This window comes from Pseudomonas sp. YL2, from assembly GCF_023063025.1.
In the GTDB taxonomy this organism is placed as follows: Bacteria; Pseudomonadota; Gammaproteobacteria; order Pseudomonadales; family Pseudomonadaceae; genus Aquipseudomonas; species Aquipseudomonas putida_A.
Genome location: NZ_JAJSLU010000004.1, coordinates 346408 through 364830 on the forward strand (window position 1 = coordinate 346408; position 18423 = coordinate 364830).

Sequence of the window (18423 nt, forward strand, 5' to 3'; positions counted from 1 at the left end):
GGTCTTTGTTTCTTTTGGTACTTGCGGCACGAAAAGCAGGAGCATTCCCGGCCATACCAGCAGCAGGCGAACCTTGTCGCATGCTGTAAAAATTCGTGTATTCCAGATACGCCAACGCGGGAGCAAGCTCCCGCGCGGCGACATCCTACCAGTCACCGCCGCAAGGCAGTCAACCGGCCGACCAACAACTTACTTGTGGTCTTTGACTTCTTCGAACTCGGCATCGACAACATCGTCAGCCTTTTCAGCTTTCTCGTCGTGCGGTGCCGCGCCTTCAGCAGGCTGAGCCTGTTCGGCGTACATCTTCTGAGCAACCGGAGCCGAGACTTTCGACAGCTCTTCGATCTTCGCTTCGATGGCAGCCTTGTCGTCGCCTTTCACAGCGGCTTCCAGTGCAACCACAGCGGCTTCGATCGCGGTCTTCTCTTCAGCGCTGACCTTGTCGCCCGCTTCGGTAACCATTTTGCGAGTCGAGTGAACCAGTGCATCACCCTTGTTACGGGATTCAGCCAGTTCAGCGAACTTGCGGTCTTCCTCGGCGTTCAGCTCGGCATCGCGAACCATCTTCTGAATTTCTTCATCCGACAGACCGGAGTTGGCCTTGATGGTGATCTTCTGCTCTTTACCGGTCGCCTTGTCTTTCGCACCAACGTGCAGAATGCCGTTAGCGTCGATGTCGAAGGTCACTTCGATCTGTGGCACGCCACGTGGAGCTGGTGGAATGTCGGCCAGGTCGAACTTGCCCAGGGACTTGTTCTGTGCGGCTTGCTTACGCTCACCTTGCAGAACGTGAATGGTCACAGCGCCCTGGTTGTCATCGGCAGTCGAGAACACTTGCGATTTCTTGGTAGGAATCGTGGTGTTTTTCTCGATCAGCGCGGTCATCACGCCACCCATGGTTTCGATACCCAGGGTCAGCGGGCTGACGTCGAGCAGCAGAACGTCTTTCACGTCACCGGCCAGAACGGCGCCCTGGATCGCAGCACCCATGGCAACCGCTTCGTCCGGGTTCACGTCTTTACGTGCTTCTTTACCGAAGAAATCGGTCACCAGCTTCTGTACCAGCGGCATACGGGTCTGACCGCCGACCAGAATCACGTCGTTGATCGCGCCAACGTCGATACCGGCGTCTTTCATAGCGATACGGCAAGGCTCGATGGTGCGCTGAACCAGGTCTTCAACCAGTGCTTCGAGCTTGGCACGCGAAATCTTCACGTTCAGGTGCTTAGGACCGGTAGCGTCTGCAGTGATGTACGGCAGGTTGACGTCGGTCGACTGAGCGGACGACAGCTCGATCTTGGCTTTCTCAGCGGCTTCTTTCAGGCGCTGCATGGCCAGCGGGTCACCTTTGAGGTTCATACCGCTTTCTTTCTTGAATTCGTCAACGAGGTAGTCGATCAGACGAATGTCGAAGTCTTCACCGCCGAGGAAGGTGTCACCGTTGGTGGCCAACACTTCGAACTGGTGCTCGCCGTCAACTTCAGCGATCTCGATCACGGAAACGTCGAAAGTACCACCACCCAGGTCATAAACGATCACGGTGTGATCGCCCTTGGCCTTGTCCATACCGTAAGCCAGAGCAGCTGCGGTTGGTTCGTTGATGATACGTTTAACGTCCAGACCGGCGATGCGGCCGGCGTCTTTGGTCGCCTGACGCTGGCTGTCGTTGAAGTAGGCCGGAACGGTGATCACCGCTTCGGTCACAGGCTCGCCGAGGTAGTCTTCGGCGGTCTTCTTCATCTTCTTCAGAATTTCAGCCGAGATTTGTGGCGGCGCCATTTTCTGGCCGTTCACTTCAACCCAGGCGTCGCCGTTGTCAGCCTTGGCGATTTTGTACGGGACCATCTTGATGTCTTTCTGTACGACTTCTTCGTCGAACTTGCGACCGATCAGACGCTTCACCGCGTACAGGGTGTTGTGCGGGTTGGTCACTGCCTGACGCTTGGCCGACTGACCAACGAGGATTTCACCATCGTTGGCGTAAGCGATGATCGACGGCGTGGTACGCGCGCCTTCGGCGTTTTCGATAACTTTGGCTACGCCGTTTTCCAGCACGGAGACGCAGGAGTTGGTAGTCCCCAGGTCGATACCGATAATTTTGCCCATGTTCACTCTCCCGAAACTTTGGATTTTGTTGCCGCAGCAGTGGTGGCTAACTGCGGTAATACTTAAACGCTTGACTTCTAAATGGGGGCCTTGCGGCTAATTTCAAGCCTTCTCGTCAATCGAAGGCGAAATTGGCGCCGGCGCCTTGCTGACCACAACCATCGCCGGACGCAACAGGCGACCGTTAAGCTGGTAACCCTTCTGAAACACCTTCAGAACGCTGTTCGGTTCGACGTCGGCGCTTTCCTGCATGGCCATCGCCTGATGGTGAACGGCATTGAACGGTTCGCCATGCGGATCGATCGCTTCAAGCTGGTAACGCTTGAGGGTGTCGTGGAACATTTTCAGGGTCAGCTCGATGCCTTCGCGCATCGGACGGATGCTTTCGTCGTCCGGGCTCGACAGTTCGAGGCCGCGCTCCAGGCTGTCAACGATCGGCAGCAAGTCACCGGCGAACTTTTCCAGCGCAAACTTGTGCGCCTTCTCGACATCCTGCTCGGCACGACGGCGGACGTTCTGCAGATCGGCAGCTACGCGCAGCGACTGATCCTGCGCGGCGGCCAACTGCTCTTCGAGCACTTGTACACGGGTCGCCAGGTCGTCACCCGAAGTTTCGGGCGCCTGATTGGCTTCTGGATTTTGCGTATCTACTGTCTGTTCGTCAGCCATAGAATTCTCCTTTCAATTACGTCCGCGAGCTGTACTCGCGCTTCTGCCCCGATATATGGGGCCGCAAAATCAGGCTTCAAGGGCCTGCAATGATTAACCCTACAAAAAAGTGCTGCATTGTCATTCCCGCTCGGACTAAGCATTTGATCGGATCAAGCAAATCGAGCTAAGCGAGGGCATTGTCAGGCCGAAACAAAACACTGTATAAATAACCAGACCTAAAGCCTGGGAGCGGCCTTTATGCTGGTGCACCTGTCCGTACACAACTACGCCATCGTTGAACATCTCGATCTCGAACTCGATCGCGGGATGAGCGTGATCACAGGGGAAACCGGCGCCGGCAAGTCGATCATGCTCGACGCATTGGGCCTGACCCTGGGCGATCGCGCCGACAGCGGCGTAGTTCGCCCAGGTGCCGACAAGGCCGACATTCTGGCCACCTTCGACCTGGTCGACATTCCCGAAGCCCATGCCTGGCTGGCCGAGCGCGACCTCGAAAACGACGGCCCGTGCATCCTGCGTCGGGTGATCACCGCCGAAGGCCGTTCGCGCGGCTATATCAATGGCACGCCCTGCCCCCTCAGCGATCTCAAGGCTCTCGGCGAACTGCTGATCGATATCCACAGCCAGCACGAACACCAGTCGCTGCTGAAAACCGATACCCATCGCCGCCTGCTCGACGAATACGCCGGCGCTACCGATCTGGCCCGTCAGGTCCAACTGGCCGCGCAGCGCTGGCGCCAGACCCGCCAGGAGCTGGAGCGCCTGTCCAATTCCGGCGACGAACAACGCGCGCGCCACCAATTGCTCAGCTACCAGCTCGAAGAACTGGAAAACCTCGGCCTCGGCGACAACGAGCTGGAACAGCTGGAGCAGGAACACAAGAACCTGACCAACGCCGAAACCCTGCTCGGCATTTGCCGACAGGTGGTCGAGCAGTGCAGCGAAAGCGATTCCGGCAACGTACTGAACGCACTGACCGCCAGCCTCAATCGCCTGTCGAGCGTGAACAACTCGGTTGGCGCACTGGGCGAAGCCAGCAGCCTGCTGACCAGCGCGCAGATCCAGGTCGAAGAAGCCGTGGGCGAACTCAATCGCTTCCTCGACAACTTCGATGCCGACCCGGCGCGCCTGCAATATCTGGAAGAACGCCTCGACGCGATTTACACCCTGGCCCGCAAACACCGGATCCAGCCAACCGAAGTCGCCGAGATGCAGCAGAAGTTGCTGGATGAAATCGAAACCCTCAACGCCAATGACGAATCCATTGAGCGTCTGGGTGAAGAACTGGCTTCTTACGCGCGCCATTATCAAGAGAAGGCCCGAGAGCTGAGCGACTTGCGTCACCAGGCCGCCGGTAGCCTTGCCAGCGCCGTGGAACAGGAAATCCAGCGCCTGGGCATGCCGGGCGGGCGCTTCGCCATCGAATTGCGTGCCAACAGCAGCGACGAATTGCTGCCCAACGGCCTGGAGCAAGTCGAGCTGCTGGTCAGCGCCAACCCCGGCCAGCCACTGAAGGCGCTGGCCAAAGTGGCCTCCGGCGGCGAGCTGTCGCGGATCAGTCTGGCGATTCAGGTGATCACCGCGCAGACCTCACGGGTACCAACCCTGGTATTCGACGAAGTGGACGTGGGTATCGGCGGGCCGACCGCCGAAATCGTCGGCCAGTTGCTGCGGCGGCTTGGCGATCGCGGGCAGGTACTGACCGTGACGCACTTGCCGCAAGTGGCGGCGCAGGGTCATCAGCATTTGTTCGTGCACAAGGTGCGTGGTGAACAGGCGACTCACACCGCCGTGTCCAAGCTGAGCAAGAACGACCGTATAGAAGAAGTGGCGCGGATGCTGGGCGGCATCGACCTGACCAAAGAGTCTTTGGCTCACGCAAAAAAAATGGTGGTTACCGCAAAAGTTTAAGCACAGCAGAAAGCACGAAGGCGACCCTTGGGTCGCCTTCGTTCGTTTCGCGAACCTGAAATTCGCGCGACATGCTTACTTTTTCTTGCGTACGTACAGCACCAGATTGTGATCTACCAGATCAACACCGTGCTCCTCGGCAATTGCCTTCTGGAGCTTTTCGATTTCCGGACTGACGAATTCGACGACTTCACCGGTTTCCACGTTGACCATGTGGTCGTGGTGGCCACCGTCGGCCAGTTCGAATACCGCGTGGCCACCGTCGAAGTTGTGACGGACCACGAGGCCAGCGGCTTCGAACTGGGTCAGAACACGGTAAACCGTGGCCAGACCGACGTCCTCGCCCGCTTCCATCAACGCCTTGTAGACGTCTTCGGCACTCATGTGACGCTGCTCGGTAGAGTCGAGCATTTGCAGGATCTTGACCCGTGGCAGGGTCACTTTGAGGCCGGCTTTGCGTAGTTCGCTATTTTCAACCATGGTCAGCTTTCTCGCGATGCTGCTTCGCAGCTTCTCTTAATGCGGGTATGATCGGCGTTTACGTTGTCCCAGCCAAGATAGTGGAAGTCGCCCACCGATGCAAAACACCAAGCTCTTGCTAACCAGTTTCACCTTTGTGGGACTGCTCGCACTCGCCGGTTGTTCATTCCCCGGGGTTTACAAAATCGACATCCAGCAGGGCAATGTCGTCACGCAGGACATGATAGACCAGTTACGCCCGGGAATGACCCGTCGGCAAGTACGGTTTATCATGGGTAACCCTCTGCTGACCGACACGTTCCATGCCGATCGCTGGGATTATCTGTACAGCCTGCAACCTGGTGGCGGTGAACGCCAACAGGAACGCGTGAGTGTTAACTTCAACTCCAACGACCAGCTTGTCAGCCTGTCCGGTGACTTCATGCCGGGCGTGAGCCGTGACGAAGCCATTCTCGGCAAGGACAGTGGCACCAGCGTGACCGCCCCTGCTGAAAACGCCGAGAAGCCGAAGCCGGAACAACCAGCCAAACCAGGCTCCTTGCTGGATTCGATCCAGAAGGATGTGGACGGTGTTGAAACCGTTCCGGTTCCGACGCCTGAGCCGCTGGACACCTCGCCGCAGTAATGTGCGAGGCAATAAAAAACCCGGAATTTCCGGGTTTTTTATTGCCTGCGATTTGGCCCATCTACTGATTTCGCGCTTTCGCCTCGGCAGCCTTGGCCGCGCGCAGACGCCGCACCTCTTTCGGGTCAGCCAGCAATGGTCGGTAGATCTCGATGCGATCCCCCGCCTGAATCAGGCGAACCTGCGGATCCGCGATCACTTTGCCGAAGATACCCAACGGGCACTCGCTCAAGTCCAGCTCCGGAAATTCATCGCCAATACCTGACTTGAGCACCGTCTCACGCACTGTCGTCCCTTCAGGAACGCTCAAAGTGCGCAAGATCTGACGATCCACGGCGGCATACACCACTTCAATCTCGATCACCGGCTCAACCATGCATCTGCTTGGCACGCTGGCAGAATGCATCCACCAGCGTATTCGCTGCCTGATTGAACAGCGGCCCGAGGGTCGCACGCACCAGTGGGCCGGCGTAGTCGAAAGACAGGTCAAGACTGATCTTGCAGGCCTTCTCGTTCAACGCCTTGAAGACCCAGACGCCATGCAGTTGGTTGAACGGGCCTTCTTCCAGGTTCATCTCGATCGATTGCCCCGGCACCAGCGTATTGCGCGTGACGAAGTGCTGACTGAGCCCCCCCTTGGCCACGCCAACGCTGGCACGCATGTGCTCGGGCGAACTCTCCAGCACCTCGGCGGACGAGCACCACGGCAGGAATTCCGGGTAACGCGCGACGTCGTTGACCAGGTCGTAAAGGAATTGCGCCGGGTATGGCAGCAACGCCGAACGTTGAATATGTGTCGTCATGTAAGCGTTACTTCCAGAGCTGAGCGGCAAACACTACCAGAATGCCGATGGGCGCCACGTAGCGCATCAAGAACAGGGCCAGGGCAAACAGCGCCGGGTTACGAATCGACAACTCGTCACGCACCGCCTCACGCCCCATCACCCAACCGGCAAACAGCACGAAGCACAAGCCACCGAACGGCAACATGATCCGCGAGGTGAAGAAATCAATCACGCCGAAGAAGTCCAGACCGCCTGCCGCCCCCCATTGGTAGAGATGAAACAGCCCGCCATCGTTCACGAAAAATTTGGCTTCCTTCCAGATATTGAAGGAGAAAACCGTACCGAGACCGACGAACCAGCAAATGAATGCCAGCCAGAAAGTCACCCAGCCACGGCTGATTTTCGTGCGTTCAACCAGATAGGCAACCATCGGTTCGAGCAGGGAAATCGCCGAGCTCCAGGCGGCAATTGCCACCAGGACAAAGAACACCACGCCCATCAACTGGCCGAAAACCACGTTACCGAAGGCAAATGGCAGACTGACGAACATCAGGCCCGGGCCTTCGCTAGGGTTCAAACCGCCAGCAAACACAATCGGAAACAATGCCAGACCGGCCACCAGCGACACGAAGGTGTCGAGCAGTGCCACACCGACCACCGTGCCGGACAACGAGGCTTCCTTGGTCATGTAAGCGCCGTAGATCATGATCGAGCCGACGCCCACGCTCAGGGAAAAGAACGCATGCCCCATGGCGGGCAGCAAGCCGTCGAGGACTTTTTCCGGGTGGAAATCGAACATGAAATGCACGCCCTCCATGAAATGCCCGGTGGTCATGCTGTAACCCAGCAACACCAGCACCATCACGAACAGCAGCGGCATCATGATGCGCAAACTGCGCTCAAGCCCGGCAACCACGCCTTTGGCGATCACTACGGCCGACAACAGCATGAAAACTGTGTGCCAAAGTGTCAGGCGCCAGGGATCGGAGATGACATTGCCGAAATAAGCGCCGACCTGCTCCGCCGTAGCGCCCTGGAAGTCGCCGCGCCCCATGTCGATGATGTAATCCAGCGACCAGCCGCCAACCACACTATAGAAAGACAGGATCAGCAACGCCGTGATCATCCCGGCAAATGCGCCCCACGACCACTTGCCCGAATGCCCGGCTTCCAGCGCCAGCACCTTCAGGGCGTTCGCCGGACTCTGCCGTGCGCGGCGGCCGATCAGGGTTTCAGCCAGCATGACCGGGATCCCGATCAGGGCGATGCAGGCCAGAAACATCAGCACGAAGGCGCCGCCGCCGTAGACCCCGACCATGTAGGGGAATTTCCAGATGCTGCCCAGTCCCACGGCCGAACCGGTCGCGGCGAATATGAAAACCCAGCGGCTAGCCCAACTGCCGTGGACAGAAACCTTGTCTGTCGACATTGAATATCACGCCCAAGCGTTAGAAAAAGAGGCCGCATTGTCCGGGATTCACTCAACGTGCTCAAGCACGCAGCATCACCGTAGCCGAGGACCGTTTATCTCCATATAATGCCGCCCCTATGGCTAAACAGAAGAAACACCCAACAGGGACCATCGCGCAGAACAAAAAGGCGCGACACGATTACTTCATCGAACATCGTTTCGAGGCTGGTCTGGTCCTGGCCGGCTGGGAAGTAAAAAGTCTGCGGGCAAGCAAGCTGCAACTGGTCGACAGTTACGTGCTGCTCAAGGATGGCGAAGCCTGGCTCCTCGGCAGTCACATCACGCCGTTGATGACCGCCAGCACCCACGTCATCGCCGATCCGACCCGCACCCGCAAATTGCTGCTGAACAAGCGCGAGCTGGAAAAACTCGCCGCTGCCGTGCAACAGAAAGGCTACGCCTGCGTGTGCCTGTCCTTCTACTGGAGCAAGCACATGGTCAAGTGCGAAATTGCTCTGGGCAAGGGCAAGAAGGAATACGACAAGCGTGACACCGAGCGCGAACGCGACGCCGGTCGTGAGTTGCAGCGCGCCGTGCGCAACAAGGGCAAGGAAGAATAATTTCTTCTGCCTGATACTGTGGCGAGGGAGCTTGCTCCCGCTGGGGCGCGTAGCAACCCTCGCTTTACAGGTAGTCACGAGAGCAGAGGGCGCCTGCTGCGCATGCGAGCGGGAGCAAGCTCCCTCGCCACAATTAAACTGCCGTCACATTCCCTTGCGCCGCTCCGCCCGAGCCATGCGCTGAACTTCCTGCCGCACCTCCTCCAGCACCTCCTGCACATACAGAATGTGCCGACTGGAAACCTCCCGCGCCTGCTCCGCGCGCCCCTCGATAATCGCCAAATACAGCTCCCGGTGCTGAGAGATCAGCATGTCGCGGGTTTCCGTACGCTGCTTGTACATGCCGCCGATGTTGGTCACCACGTTGCGCTTGAGCAGATCGAACAGCCCGCGAATGGTGTGCAGCAGCACCGCGTTGTGGCTGGCTTCGGCGATCGCCAGATGAAACTTGGCATCCGCCGCGCCCTCCTCCGCCCGGCTCACTTCGTCATGCCGCGTATAGCAATCCTGCAACTCATTGAACGCAGCAGTCAGACGCTCACGATCCACGTCCGTAGCGCGCAATGCTGCGTAATAGGCACACGATGCCTCCAGAGTGTGCCGAAACTCCAACAAGTCGCGCTGCGCCTCGGGATTGCTCTCCAGCAGCAATAGCAGAGGATCACTGAAGGTCGAGCCGAGCGTTTCCACAACATAATTGCCGCCGCCCTGGCGACTGACCAGCAAGCCCTTGGCCGCCAGTTTCTGAATCGCTTCGCGCAACGACGGACGCGACACGCCGAACTGCTCGGCCAAGGCGCGCTCGGCCGGAAGCCGCTCACCGGACTTCAGCGTGCCCTCGAGGATCATCCCCTCGAGGCGCTCGACAATATCGTCAGACAAACGGCGCTGACGAATCTGATCAAACCCCATAACTCAATTCTCCACGATCCCGACCGCTCGCCGGGCTCTCTATTCTGGCCCATCGGCGCCCCGCCGACACCTGTCAGCGCACATTCGCCCGACCGGATCAGATGCCCTCTGCACCGTTTATTCGACAAAAGTTTCAGGGCGACAAATTGACACACCGACATCAAGGCTTTTACCCTAGCCAACAGCGATTGTAAATTGGTATTACCAATTAACCAAGAACGCTGACAGTGCCTGACCAACAACAATTAGGGGCCACCCCATATGCAAACCTGGCAACAGCTCTATACCCCGCTCGGCAGTCTCGGCGTCTCCGCTCTTGCGGCCGTCATCCCCATCGTTTTCTTCTTTCTCGCGCTGGCGGTGTTCCGCCTCAAGGGTCACGTGGCCGGCAGCATCACGCTGGCCCTGTCGATTGCCGTGGCGATTTTCGCCTTCCACATGCCGGTCGACATGGCCTTCGCCGCCGCCGGATACGGCTTTGCCTATGGTCTGTGGCCGATTGCCTGGATCATTGTCGCGGCGGTGTTCCTCTACAAACTGACGGTCAAGAGTGGTCAGTTCGAGGTCATTCGCAGTTCGGTGCTGTCGATTACCGACGACCAGCGTCTGCAGGTGCTGCTGATCGGTTTCTGCTTCGGTGCATTTCTTGAAGGTGCTGCCGGCTTCGGCGCGCCAGTGGCGATTACCGCCGCGCTGCTGGTCGGCCTCGGCTTCAATCCGCTGTACGCCGCCGGCCTGTGCCTGATTGCCAACACCGCACCAGTAGCGTTTGGCGCACTGGGCATTCCGATCATTGTTGCGGGTCAGGTGACGGGCATCGACGCGTTCAAGATCGGCGCCATGACCGGTCGCCAACTGCCACTGCTGTCGCTGTTCGTGCCGTTCTGGCTGGTGTTCATGATGGACGGCCTGCGTGGCGTGCGTGAAACCTGGCCGGCAGCGCTGGTTGCAGGCCTGAGCTTCGCCGTGACCCAGTACTTCACCTCGAACTTCATCGGCCCGGAGCTGCCGGACATCACCTCGGCCCTGGCCAGCCTGATTTCCCTGACCCTGTTCCTCAAAGTCTGGCAGCCAAAACGCGCCGCCGGCCAACACATCGCCGGCGCCGTTTCGGCCTCGGTGGTAACCGCCAGCGCAGGAGGTTTCGGCCAGAAGCGCAGCACCGTGGCGTCGCCTTACAGCCTCTGGGAAATTTTCATTGCCTGGTCGCCATTCCTGATCCTCACCGTGCTGGTAACCATCTGGACCCTCAAGCCCTTCAAGGCGATGTTCGCCGCCGACGGTTCGATGTACGCCTGGGTGTTCAACTTCGCGATTCCGCACCTTGATCAACTGGTGATCAAGACCGCGCCGATCGTCGCCACCCCGACTGCGATTCCGGCAGTGTTCAAACTCGACCCTATTTCGGCGACAGGCACGGCGATTTTCTTCTCGGCGCTGATCTCGATGCTGGTATTGAAGATCAACTTCAAAACTGGTCTGACCACTTTGAAAGAAACCTTCTACGAACTGCGCTGGCCTATTCTGTCGATCGGCATGGTGCTGGCCTTCGCTTTCGTCACCAACTACTCGGGCATGTCTTCGACCATGGCGCTGGTCTTGGCCGCGACCGGCGCAGCCTTCCCGTTCTTCTCGCCGTTCCTCGGCTGGCTGGGCGTGTTCCTCACCGGCTCGGATACCTCGTCCAACGCGCTGTTCAGTTCGCTGCAGGCGACCACCGCGCACCAGATCGGCGTCAATGACACCCTGCTGGTAGCCGCCAATACCAGCGGCGGTGTGACCGGCAAAATGATCTCGCCACAATCGATCGCCGTGGCCTGCGCCGCGACCGGGCTGGTGGGCAAGGAATCGGATCTGTTCCGCTTCACTCTCAAGCACAGCCTATTCTTTGCCACGATTGTCGGCCTGATCACTCTGGCCCAGGCCTACTGGTTCACCGGCATGCTGGTGCACTAAAACCTATAAACAAAACGGAAATAACCGACGCCGGCTGGTGATTCCGGCGTCAGCAATTCACACCCCGGTCTGTAAGGCTGCTGAAAGCAAGGCTCTTTATATTCAGCAGTCTCAACAGACGGATAACCGGGCCCACCCGGAGACACGCCTGATGAGCGAGCTTTTTTACAACGCTGTGCCCAACGCCACCCGCGTCGCACCGCCACTGCCCGAACCGCGGCAGTACCCCAGCGAGAAACCGTCGCGGGTCTACCTGTTCGGCACCTGCGTGGTCGACCTGTTCTACCCCGAAGCCGGGATGGACGCGATCCACTTGCTCGAGCGTGAAGGGATCAAGGTCGAGTACCCGCAAGGGCAGAGCTGCTGCGGGCAACCGGCCTACACCTCGGGTTACACCGAGCAGGCGCGGACGGTGGCGCGCGCGCAACTGGCGCTGTTTGCCGGGGATTATCCGGTGGTGGTGCCGTCGGGTTCCTGCGCGGGCATGTTGCGCGAGCATTACGCCGACTTGTTCAAGGACGAGCCGCAAACGTTGAAACAGGTGCAGGCCCTCGCGGCCCGCACCTATGAGCTGGCCGAGTTCCTGCTGTTCGTCTGCAAAGTGCAACTCAAGGACAGCGGCGAACCGGTCAAAGTCGCGCTGCACACCTCGTGTTCGGCACGGCGCGAAATGAACACCCACCTGCACGGCCGCGAGTTGTTGGCGCAGTTGAGCAACGTGGAACGGGTCAACCACGACCACGAAAGCGAATGCTGTGGCTTCGGTGGGACATTCAGCGTCCGTATGCCAGACATTTCCGGCGCGATGGTGGCGGACAAGACCCGGGCGTTGAAGGATTCCGGCGCGCACAAAGTGTTGAGCGCCGACTGTGGCTGTTTGATGAACATCAACGGCGCGTTGGAGAAACAAAAGGAAGCGCTGCGCGGGCAACATCTCGCCAGCTTTCTGTGGCAACGAACCGGAGGTGCGCAATGAGCACCTCGACGATTATTCCTACGGTTGCCGTAGAAGAAGATTTCCGCACCCGAGCACACAACGCCTTGGGTGATCAGCAGCTACGGAACAACTTCCGCACTGCGATGGATTCACTGATGACCAAGCGGGCAGCGGCTTTCAGCGATGCCCACGAAAGAGAACACTTGCGCGCCCTGGGCAACTCGATCAGGGCGCGTGCGCTCTCCAAGTTGCCCGACCTGCTCGAGCAACTGGAACAGAACCTGACCCGCAACGGTGTGACAGTGCACTGGGCGGAAACGGTGGACGAGGCCAATGGCATCGTCTTGTCGATCATCCGCGCTCACGAGGCGCGGCAAGTGATCAAGGGCAAATCGATGGTCAGCGAAGAGATGGAGATGAACCATTTCCTCGAGGCTCAAGGTATTGAATGCCTGGAGTCCGACATGGGGGAATACATCGTCCAGCTCGACCACGAGAAGCCTTCACACATCATTATGCCGGCGATCCACAAGAATGCCGGTCAGGTCGCGTCCTTGTTCCACGACAAACTTGGCGTGGAGTACACCAAGGACGTTGACCAACTCATTCAGATCGGTCGCAGGGTCCTGCGGCAGAAATTCTTCGAAGCGGACATCGGCGTTTCCGGCGTCAACTTCGCCGTGGCCGAAACCGGCACCTTGCTGCTGGTGGAAAACGAAGGCAACGGCCGCATGACCACCACCGTACCGCCGGTGCACATCGCCGTCACCGGTATCGAAAAGGTTGTGGAAAACCTGCGCGACGTGGTGCCGCTGCTCTCGCTGCTGACCCGCTCGGCGCTGGGCATTCCGATCACCACTTACGTCAACATGATCTCCGGCCCGCGCAAGGAACATGAACTCGACGGCCCGCAGGAAGTGCATCTGGTGCTGCTCGACAACGGTCGCAGCCAGGCCTTTGCCGACAGCGAACTGCGCCAGACCCTCAACTGCATCCGCTGCGGTGCCTGCATGAACCATTGCCCGGTTTACACCCGCGTCGGTGGTCACACCTATGGCGAGGTGTACCCGGGACCGATCGGCAAAATCATCACCCCGCACATGGTCGGTCTGGCGAAAGTCCCGGATCACCCGAGCGCTTCATCATTGTGCGGTGCTTGCGGTGAAGTGTGCCCGGTGAAAATTCCTATCCCGGCGATCCTGCGGCGCCTGCGCGAAGAAAACGTCAAAGCCCCGGACAGTCCGCATCCAGTGATGCGCGGCCAGGGCAGCAAGTATTCGCGCAAGGAACGCTTCATCTGGAACGCCTGGGCGAAACTCAACAGCTCGCCGACGCTGTATCGCTTGTTCGGCTTCTTCGCCACGCGCCTGCGCGCCCTGACCCCGAGCAATGTCGGGCCATGGACGCAAAACCACAGCGCACCAAAACCCGCCGCCCGCTCACTGCACGACATGGCCCGCGAGCATCTGGCCAAACAGGGAGACCGCTGATGAGCGCCAAGCAAAATATCCTCGCCAAACTACGGAAAAGTCTGACCGGCGCCACACCGATTGCCGACGACTTCGATGTCGACCTGGTAACTCAGCCTTACACCTACAGCGCCGAGCAACGTATCCCGCAACTGCGCAAACTGATGGAAGCGGTGCACACCGAAATCCATCTGACTTCCGGCGCAGACTGGCCGACGCTGCTCGCGCAATTGCTGGGTGATCGCCAACTGCCAAGCCTGCTGATCGCACCGACTACACCCCACGGGCAGCGCATCACACAACATTGGGCGAACAATCCTGATCTGCCGGCACTGAAATCCTACAACCGGCCGATGGAAGAGTGGAAAGCCGAGCTGTTCAACGACACCCCGGCCAGCCTCACCGGCACTCTCGGCGCGATCGCCGCTACCGGTAGCCTGATTCTCTGGCCCACTCGTGAAGAGCCTCGATTGATGAGCCTGGTGCCGCCCGTGCATTTCGCCCTGCTCAAGGCCAGTGAAATCCGCGACAACTTCTATCAAGTGCAACAGGAATTCGAGTGGGCGCAAGGCATGCCGACCAACGCGCTGCTGGTGTCCGGCCCGTCGAAAACTGCCGACATCGAACAAGTGCTGGCCTACGGCGCACATGGCCCGAAAGACCTGGTGGTATTGATCCTGGAGGACCAATGACGCTTCCGGTGAATTTCCTGCTTGATGCGCAGCAACTGATTCCAGCGGAGCGCCGTTTTGACGATCCGCTGTCGACCTTGGCCTTCGGCACCGACGCCAGTTTTTATCGGCTGATTCCCAAACTGGTGATCCGCGTCGAGTCCGAAGACGAAGTGGTAGCGCTGCTGAAACTGGCCCAGCGCGATCAAGTCCCGGTGACCTTCCGCGCCGCTGGCACCAGTTTGTCCGGGCAGGCAATCAGCGATTCGGTGCTGATTGTGCTGGGGGATAACTGGAACGCTCGCGAGATTCGTGATCAAGGCCTGCAGATCCGTCTGCAGCCGGGCGTGATCGGCGCGCAGGCCAACGCATGGCTGGCACCGTTCGGGCGCAAGATCGGCCCGGACCCGGCGTCAATCAACGCCTGCAAGATCGGAGGCATCGTCGCCAACAACGCCAGCGGCATGTGCTGCGGCACGGCGCAAAACACCTACCACACCCTGGCCGGGATCCGTCTGGTACTCGCCGACGGCACCCGTCTCGACACCGAAGACGCCGCCAGCGTCGCCGCGTTTCGCGCCAGCCACGGTGATCTGCTGGAACGCCTGGCAACATTGGGCCGCGAGACCCGCGCCAATGCCGAACTGGCTGCGCGAATCCGCCACAAATACCGTCTGAAAAATACCACCGGCCTGTCACTCAACGCCCTGGTGGATTTCGACGAGCCTGTGGATATCTTGAGCCACCTGCTGGTCGGCTCCGAAGGCACGCTCGGCTTCATCAGCGCGGTGACCTACGACACGGTGGTCGATCACCCGAACAAGGCGTCGGCGCTGATCGTGTTCCCGGATGTGGAAACCTGCTGTAACGCGGTCACCGTGCTGAAAAGCCAACCGGTGTCGGCGGTGGAATTGCTCGATCGGCGCAGTCTGCGTTCGGTGCAGGACAAACCGGGCATGCCGGATTTCGTACAACACCTGTCGAGTAATGCCTGCGCGCTGCTGATCGAATCCCGCGCCGCCTCTTCCACTTTGCTGCAGGAACAACTGGCGCAGATCATGGCTTCGCTGACCCGTTTCCCGGTGGAGAAACAGGTCGATTTCACCGAAGATCCGGCCGAGAACGCCAAGCTCTGGGCGATCCGCAAGGACACCTTCCCCGCCGTCGGCGCGGTGCGCAAAACCGGCACCACGGTGATCATCGAAGACGTGACCTTCCCCGTCGAACAACTGGCTATCGGCGTCAATCGCCTGATCGAGCTGTTCGACAAACATGCCTACGACGAAGCGATCCTTTTCGGACACGCACTGGAAGGCAATCTGCACTTCGTCTTCACCCAAGGCTTCAACAGTCCGGAAGAAGTCGCACGCTATCAGGCGTTCATGGACGACGTCGCGCAACTGGTGGCGGTGGAATTCGGCGGTTCGCTGAAGGCCGAACACGGCACCGGGCGCAACATGGCACCGTTCGTTGAGCTGGAATGGGGCAGCGATGCCTATCAGTTGATGTGGCAGCTCAAACGACTGCTCGACCCCAACGGCATCCTCAACCCGGACGTGGTGCTCAGCGAAGATCCGCAGATCCACCTCAAACACCTGAAGCCGCTGCCGGCGGCTGACGAGATTGTCGATAAATGCATCGAGTGCGGCTTCTGCGAACCGGTCTGCCCGTCGAAAGGTCTGACCCTCAGCCCGCGCCAGCGCATCGTGATCTGGCGTGACATTCAAGCGAAGAAACGCGCCGGCGTTGACACCACCGAGCTGGAACAAGCCTACGAGTACCAAGGCATTGAAACCTGTGCCGCGACAGGCTTGTGCGCGCAGCGTTGCCCCGTAGGCATCAATACCGGCGATCTGGTGAAAAAGCTCCGCGCCCGTAACGCCACGCATCAGAAAACCGCTGACTGGATCGAAGGAAATTTCGCCAAGACCCTGCAAGGTGCACGTTTCACCCTGCACGTGGCCAACGGCGCACGGATGCTGCTCGGCGCACCGCGCCTGGCGAAGCTGTCGGCAACCCTGACACGTTTGTCCAAAGGCCAGGTGCCGCTGTGGACCAGCGCGATGCCGCAACCGGAAAAAGCCATTCGCTTCAGCCCGAGCGTGTCCGACGAACGCCCACGCGTTGTGTATCTGGCCGCCTGTGTTTCACGGGTGATGGGCCCGGCAGCGGGCGACAAGGAGCAGATGTCGCTGTATGACAAGACCCGTGGCCTGCTGGAAAAAGCCGGTTACCAAGTGATATTCCCGGACAATCAGGACAACCTCTGCTGCGGTCAGCCGTTTGCTTCCAAAGGCTACGCCGAACAGGCCGAGCACAAGCGTCAGGAGTTGATCAGCGCGCTGCTGCACGCCAGTCGCGGTGGACTCGATCCGATCTACTGCGACACCAGCCCGTGCACCTTGCGCCTGGTGCAGGACGTGGGAAATGTTCGCCTGGATCTGTACGACCCGGTGCGCTTCATCCGTACGCATCTTCTCGATCGACTGGAGTTCACCCCGCAAGAGGCACCGATTGCGGTTCATGTGACCTGCAGCACCCAGCATCTGGGCGAGAGCCAGGCGCTGATCGATCTCGCGCGCAAATGCAGCAAAAACGTGGTGATTCCTGAAGGCATCCATTGTTGCGGGTTTGCCGGTGACAAGGGGTTCACCACCCCGGAGTTGAACAGCCATTCGCTGCGCACCCTCAAGGACGCGGTGCAGCACTGCAGCGAAGGGATTTCCACCAGCCGCACCTGTGAGATCGGCCTGACGCAGCACGGCGGCATCGACTATCACGGACTGGTCTATCTGGTGGATCGGGTGACCCGGGCCAAGGCCTGCTGAAGAAAAATAGAACCCTTGCGTGCGACCGTAGTCCACAGAACAGACCCCGAAAATCGGGGCTTTTCTTCCACTCGGTTGCCCGTCCTGACGGCCAGCGCAGTCTGGATCCCTCAGTTCAAGGAGATACACATGAAACGTTCTGTACTGTTAGGTCTGTTCGTTACTGCCTCGATGATGGCCTCCACCTCGTTCGCCGCCGACAAGCCTGCCGACCTGTGCGATGCCAATATCCAGACCATCGACAATGCCAAAGGGCAGCTGTCTTCGAATCCAGAACTGACTCAGCGCGCTGAAACCAGTGTTGCCAAAGCCAAGGCGCTCAAGGCCCAAGGCAAAATCGACGACTGCATTGCGGAAACCTCGCAAACCATCGTGGAACTGCGTAAATCCACCGGCACCAACAACTGATTCACGCCCCGGCCAACCTTCGGGTTGGCCTCGTGGGCCGTTTGGCGTACACTACGCAGGCTTGTTGCCTCACCTGATGTACGAGGCAATGAGTTCGGGGCCGATTAGGATTCGACGCCGGTGACGAAACTTTAGGTGCATGCCGACTTGGTAACAGAAGTCGTAAATCCACTGTTGCAACTTCTTATAGTTGCCAATGACGACCAATACGGTGCTGCTCTCGCTGCTTAATTGCAGCTGACATGCACTCCTGGTGCCTTCGGGCCCAGCAATCATCAGGGGATGTCTGTAAACCCGAAATGATTGTCATATAGAACAGAATCGCCGTGCAGTACGTTGTGGACGAAGCGGCTAAAACTTACACAACTCGCCCAAAGCACCCTGCCCGTCGGGTCGCTGAGGGTTAACTTAATAGACACGGCTACGCATGTAGTACCGACAGCGGAGCACTGGCGGACGGGGGTTCAAATCCCCCCGGCTCCACCAACTCTCGACGACAAAGCCCGCCTAGTGCGGGCTTTGTCGCATCTGGACATCAGCCAAACCGGCCACACAAGCCCACAGCCTGCAAGCGATCGAGCTCGATAACCCTGGCAATGCTCTGCCTACTCATAAAAAAGGACGACACGATG

At 59.2% G+C, this 18423-nt stretch carries 16 protein-coding genes and 1 other RNA gene; 10 read left to right on the forward strand and 7 right to left on the reverse strand.

Annotation, left to right across the window (positions count from 1 at the left end):
* Positions 1 to 189: 189 nt before the first annotated feature.
* Positions 190 to 2106 (reverse strand): molecular chaperone DnaK, encoded by a 1917-nt coding sequence (gene dnaK / locus LVD08_RS08950; RefSeq protein ID WP_003221521.1) that lies wholly within the window; start codon positions 2104 to 2106, stop codon positions 190 to 192.
* Between the two features lie 102 nt (positions 2107 to 2208).
* Positions 2209 to 2775 carry a nucleotide exchange factor GrpE gene (grpE, locus tag LVD08_RS08955; protein ID WP_007961425.1) on the reverse strand — a complete coding sequence of 189 codons (567 nt, stop codon included), beginning with the start codon at positions 2773 to 2775 and terminating at the stop codon, positions 2209 to 2211.
* A gap of 240 nt (positions 2776 to 3015) precedes the next feature.
* Here grpE and recN point away from each other — a divergent pair, with 240 nt between their 5' ends.
* Positions 3016 to 4689, forward strand: a complete 1674-nt coding sequence (gene recN / locus LVD08_RS08960) for a DNA repair protein RecN (protein ID WP_247267940.1) — start codon at positions 3016 to 3018, stop codon at positions 4687 to 4689.
* A gap of 75 nt (positions 4690 to 4764) precedes the next feature.
* On the opposite strand, the gene fur is transcribed toward recN, so the two are convergent.
* Positions 4765 to 5169 carry a ferric iron uptake transcriptional regulator gene (gene fur / locus LVD08_RS08965; RefSeq protein ID WP_003221515.1) on the reverse strand — a complete coding sequence of 135 codons (405 nt, stop codon included), beginning with the start codon at positions 5167 to 5169 and terminating at the stop codon, positions 4765 to 4767.
* Between the two features lie 97 nt (positions 5170 to 5266).
* Here fur and LVD08_RS08970 point away from each other — a divergent pair, with 97 nt between their 5' ends.
* The gene (locus tag LVD08_RS08970; RefSeq protein WP_027610774.1) at positions 5267 to 5794 is read left to right on the forward strand and encodes an outer membrane protein assembly factor BamE; all 528 of its coding nucleotides are present in this window, start codon (positions 5267 to 5269) and stop codon (positions 5792 to 5794) included.
* Positions 5795 to 5855: 61 nt separating this feature from the next.
* Here LVD08_RS08970 and LVD08_RS08975 read toward each other — a convergent pair whose 3' ends face one another.
* Genes LVD08_RS08975 through LVD08_RS08985 form a run of 3 tightly spaced genes read right to left on the reverse strand, consistent with a single transcriptional unit; the run spans position 5856 to position 8008 of the window.
* Positions 5856 to 6170 (reverse strand): RnfH family protein, encoded by a 315-nt coding sequence (locus LVD08_RS08975; RefSeq protein WP_027610773.1) that lies wholly within the window; start codon positions 6168 to 6170, stop codon positions 5856 to 5858.
* Entirely contained in the window at positions 6163 to 6597 is a 435-nt protein-coding gene (locus LVD08_RS08980) for a type II toxin-antitoxin system RatA family toxin (RefSeq protein ID WP_003221509.1), read from the reverse strand. The genes LVD08_RS08975 and LVD08_RS08980 overlap by 8 nt, the downstream gene beginning before the upstream one ends.
* A gap of 7 nt (positions 6598 to 6604) precedes the next feature.
* A complete protein-coding gene (locus LVD08_RS08985) occupies positions 6605 to 8008 on the reverse strand; it encodes a sodium-dependent transporter (protein WP_247267941.1) in 1404 nt (467 codons plus the stop codon).
* Between the two features lie 119 nt (positions 8009 to 8127).
* Here LVD08_RS08985 and smpB point away from each other — a divergent pair, with 119 nt between their 5' ends.
* A complete protein-coding gene (smpB, locus tag LVD08_RS08990; protein ID WP_003221505.1) occupies positions 8128 to 8610 on the forward strand; it encodes an SsrA-binding protein SmpB in 483 nt (160 codons plus the stop codon).
* Positions 8611 to 8754: 144 nt separating this feature from the next.
* Here the strand turns inward: smpB and LVD08_RS08995 are convergent, their stop codons facing one another.
* Positions 8755 to 9522, reverse strand: a complete 768-nt coding sequence (locus LVD08_RS08995; protein ID WP_027610772.1) for a GntR family transcriptional regulator — start codon at positions 9520 to 9522, stop codon at positions 8755 to 8757.
* 261 nt (positions 9523 to 9783) lie between these two features.
* Between LVD08_RS08995 and LVD08_RS09000 the strand changes: the two genes are divergently transcribed.
* From LVD08_RS09000 to ssrA, 7 genes are all read left to right on the forward strand, one after another.
* Positions 9784 to 11478 carry a lactate permease LctP family transporter gene (locus LVD08_RS09000; protein WP_247267942.1) on the forward strand — a complete coding sequence of 565 codons (1695 nt, stop codon included), beginning with the start codon at positions 9784 to 9786 and terminating at the stop codon, positions 11476 to 11478.
* A gap of 151 nt (positions 11479 to 11629) precedes the next feature.
* On the forward strand, positions 11630 to 12454 hold the full coding sequence (locus tag LVD08_RS09005) for a (Fe-S)-binding protein (RefSeq protein ID WP_027610770.1): 825 nt from the start codon (positions 11630 to 11632) through the stop codon (positions 12452 to 12454).
* Positions 12451 to 13905, forward strand: coding sequence for a LutB/LldF family L-lactate oxidation iron-sulfur protein (locus LVD08_RS09010; protein WP_247267943.1), 1455 nt, complete (start codon positions 12451 to 12453; stop codon positions 13903 to 13905). The genes LVD08_RS09005 and LVD08_RS09010 overlap by 4 nt, the downstream gene beginning before the upstream one ends.
* Positions 13905 to 14576 carry a LutC/YkgG family protein gene (locus tag LVD08_RS09015; RefSeq protein WP_247267944.1) on the forward strand — a complete coding sequence of 224 codons (672 nt, stop codon included), beginning with the start codon at positions 13905 to 13907 and terminating at the stop codon, positions 14574 to 14576. The genes LVD08_RS09010 and LVD08_RS09015 overlap by 1 nt, the downstream gene beginning before the upstream one ends.
* The gene (locus LVD08_RS09020) at positions 14573 to 17383 is read left to right on the forward strand and encodes an FAD-binding and (Fe-S)-binding domain-containing protein (RefSeq protein WP_247267945.1); all 2811 of its coding nucleotides are present in this window, start codon (positions 14573 to 14575) and stop codon (positions 17381 to 17383) included. The genes LVD08_RS09015 and LVD08_RS09020 overlap by 4 nt, the downstream gene beginning before the upstream one ends.
* A gap of 129 nt (positions 17384 to 17512) precedes the next feature.
* The gene (locus LVD08_RS09025; RefSeq protein WP_123587312.1) at positions 17513 to 17791 is read left to right on the forward strand and encodes a hypothetical protein; all 279 of its coding nucleotides are present in this window, start codon (positions 17513 to 17515) and stop codon (positions 17789 to 17791) included.
* Positions 17792 to 17887: 96 nt separating this feature from the next.
* Positions 17888 to 18277, forward strand: a transfer-messenger RNA (tmRNA) gene (gene ssrA, locus LVD08_RS09030).
* The last annotated feature ends 146 nt before the right edge of the window (positions 18278 to 18423 follow it).

Excerpts from the sequence above, each read along its gene's own strand:
- LVD08_RS08970 (WP_027610774.1), top strand. The coding sequence starts at position 5,267 with ATGCAAAACACCAAGCTCTTGCTAACCAGTTTCACCTTTGTGGGACTG.
- LVD08_RS09020 (WP_247267945.1), top strand. The coding sequence starts at position 14,573 with ATGACGCTTCCGGTGAATTTCCTGCTTGATGCGCAGCAACTGATTCCA.
- LVD08_RS09010 (WP_247267943.1), top strand. The coding sequence starts at position 12,451 with ATGAGCACCTCGACGATTATTCCTACGGTTGCCGTAGAAGAAGATTTC.
- LVD08_RS08975 (WP_027610773.1), bottom strand. The coding sequence starts at position 6,170 with ATGGTTGAGCCGGTGATCGAGATTGAAGTGGTGTATGCCGCCGTGGAT.
- LVD08_RS09000 (WP_247267942.1), top strand. The coding sequence starts at position 9,784 with ATGCAAACCTGGCAACAGCTCTATACCCCGCTCGGCAGTCTCGGCGTC.
- LVD08_RS08985 (WP_247267941.1), bottom strand. The coding sequence starts at position 8,008 with ATGTCGACAGACAAGGTTTCTGTCCACGGCAGTTGGGCTAGCCGCTGG.
- LVD08_RS09015 (WP_247267944.1), top strand. The coding sequence starts at position 13,905 with ATGAGCGCCAAGCAAAATATCCTCGCCAAACTACGGAAAAGTCTGACC.
- grpE (WP_007961425.1), bottom strand. The coding sequence starts at position 2,775 with ATGGCTGACGAACAGACAGTAGATACGCAAAATCCAGAAGCCAATCAG.
- LVD08_RS09005 (WP_027610770.1), top strand. The coding sequence starts at position 11,630 with ATGAGCGAGCTTTTTTACAACGCTGTGCCCAACGCCACCCGCGTCGCA.
- recN (WP_247267940.1), top strand. The coding sequence starts at position 3,016 with ATGCTGGTGCACCTGTCCGTACACAACTACGCCATCGTTGAACATCTC.
- dnaK (WP_003221521.1), bottom strand. The coding sequence starts at position 2,106 with ATGGGCAAAATTATCGGTATCGACCTGGGGACTACCAACTCCTGCGTC.
- LVD08_RS08995 (WP_027610772.1), bottom strand. The coding sequence starts at position 9,522 with ATGGGGTTTGATCAGATTCGTCAGCGCCGTTTGTCTGACGATATTGTC.
- smpB (WP_003221505.1), top strand. The coding sequence starts at position 8,128 with ATGGCTAAACAGAAGAAACACCCAACAGGGACCATCGCGCAGAACAAA.
- fur (WP_003221515.1), bottom strand. The coding sequence starts at position 5,169 with ATGGTTGAAAATAGCGAACTACGCAAAGCCGGCCTCAAAGTGACCCTG.
- LVD08_RS09025 (WP_123587312.1), top strand. The coding sequence starts at position 17,513 with ATGAAACGTTCTGTACTGTTAGGTCTGTTCGTTACTGCCTCGATGATG.
- LVD08_RS08980 (WP_003221509.1), bottom strand. The coding sequence starts at position 6,597 with ATGACGACACATATTCAACGTTCGGCGTTGCTGCCATACCCGGCGCAA.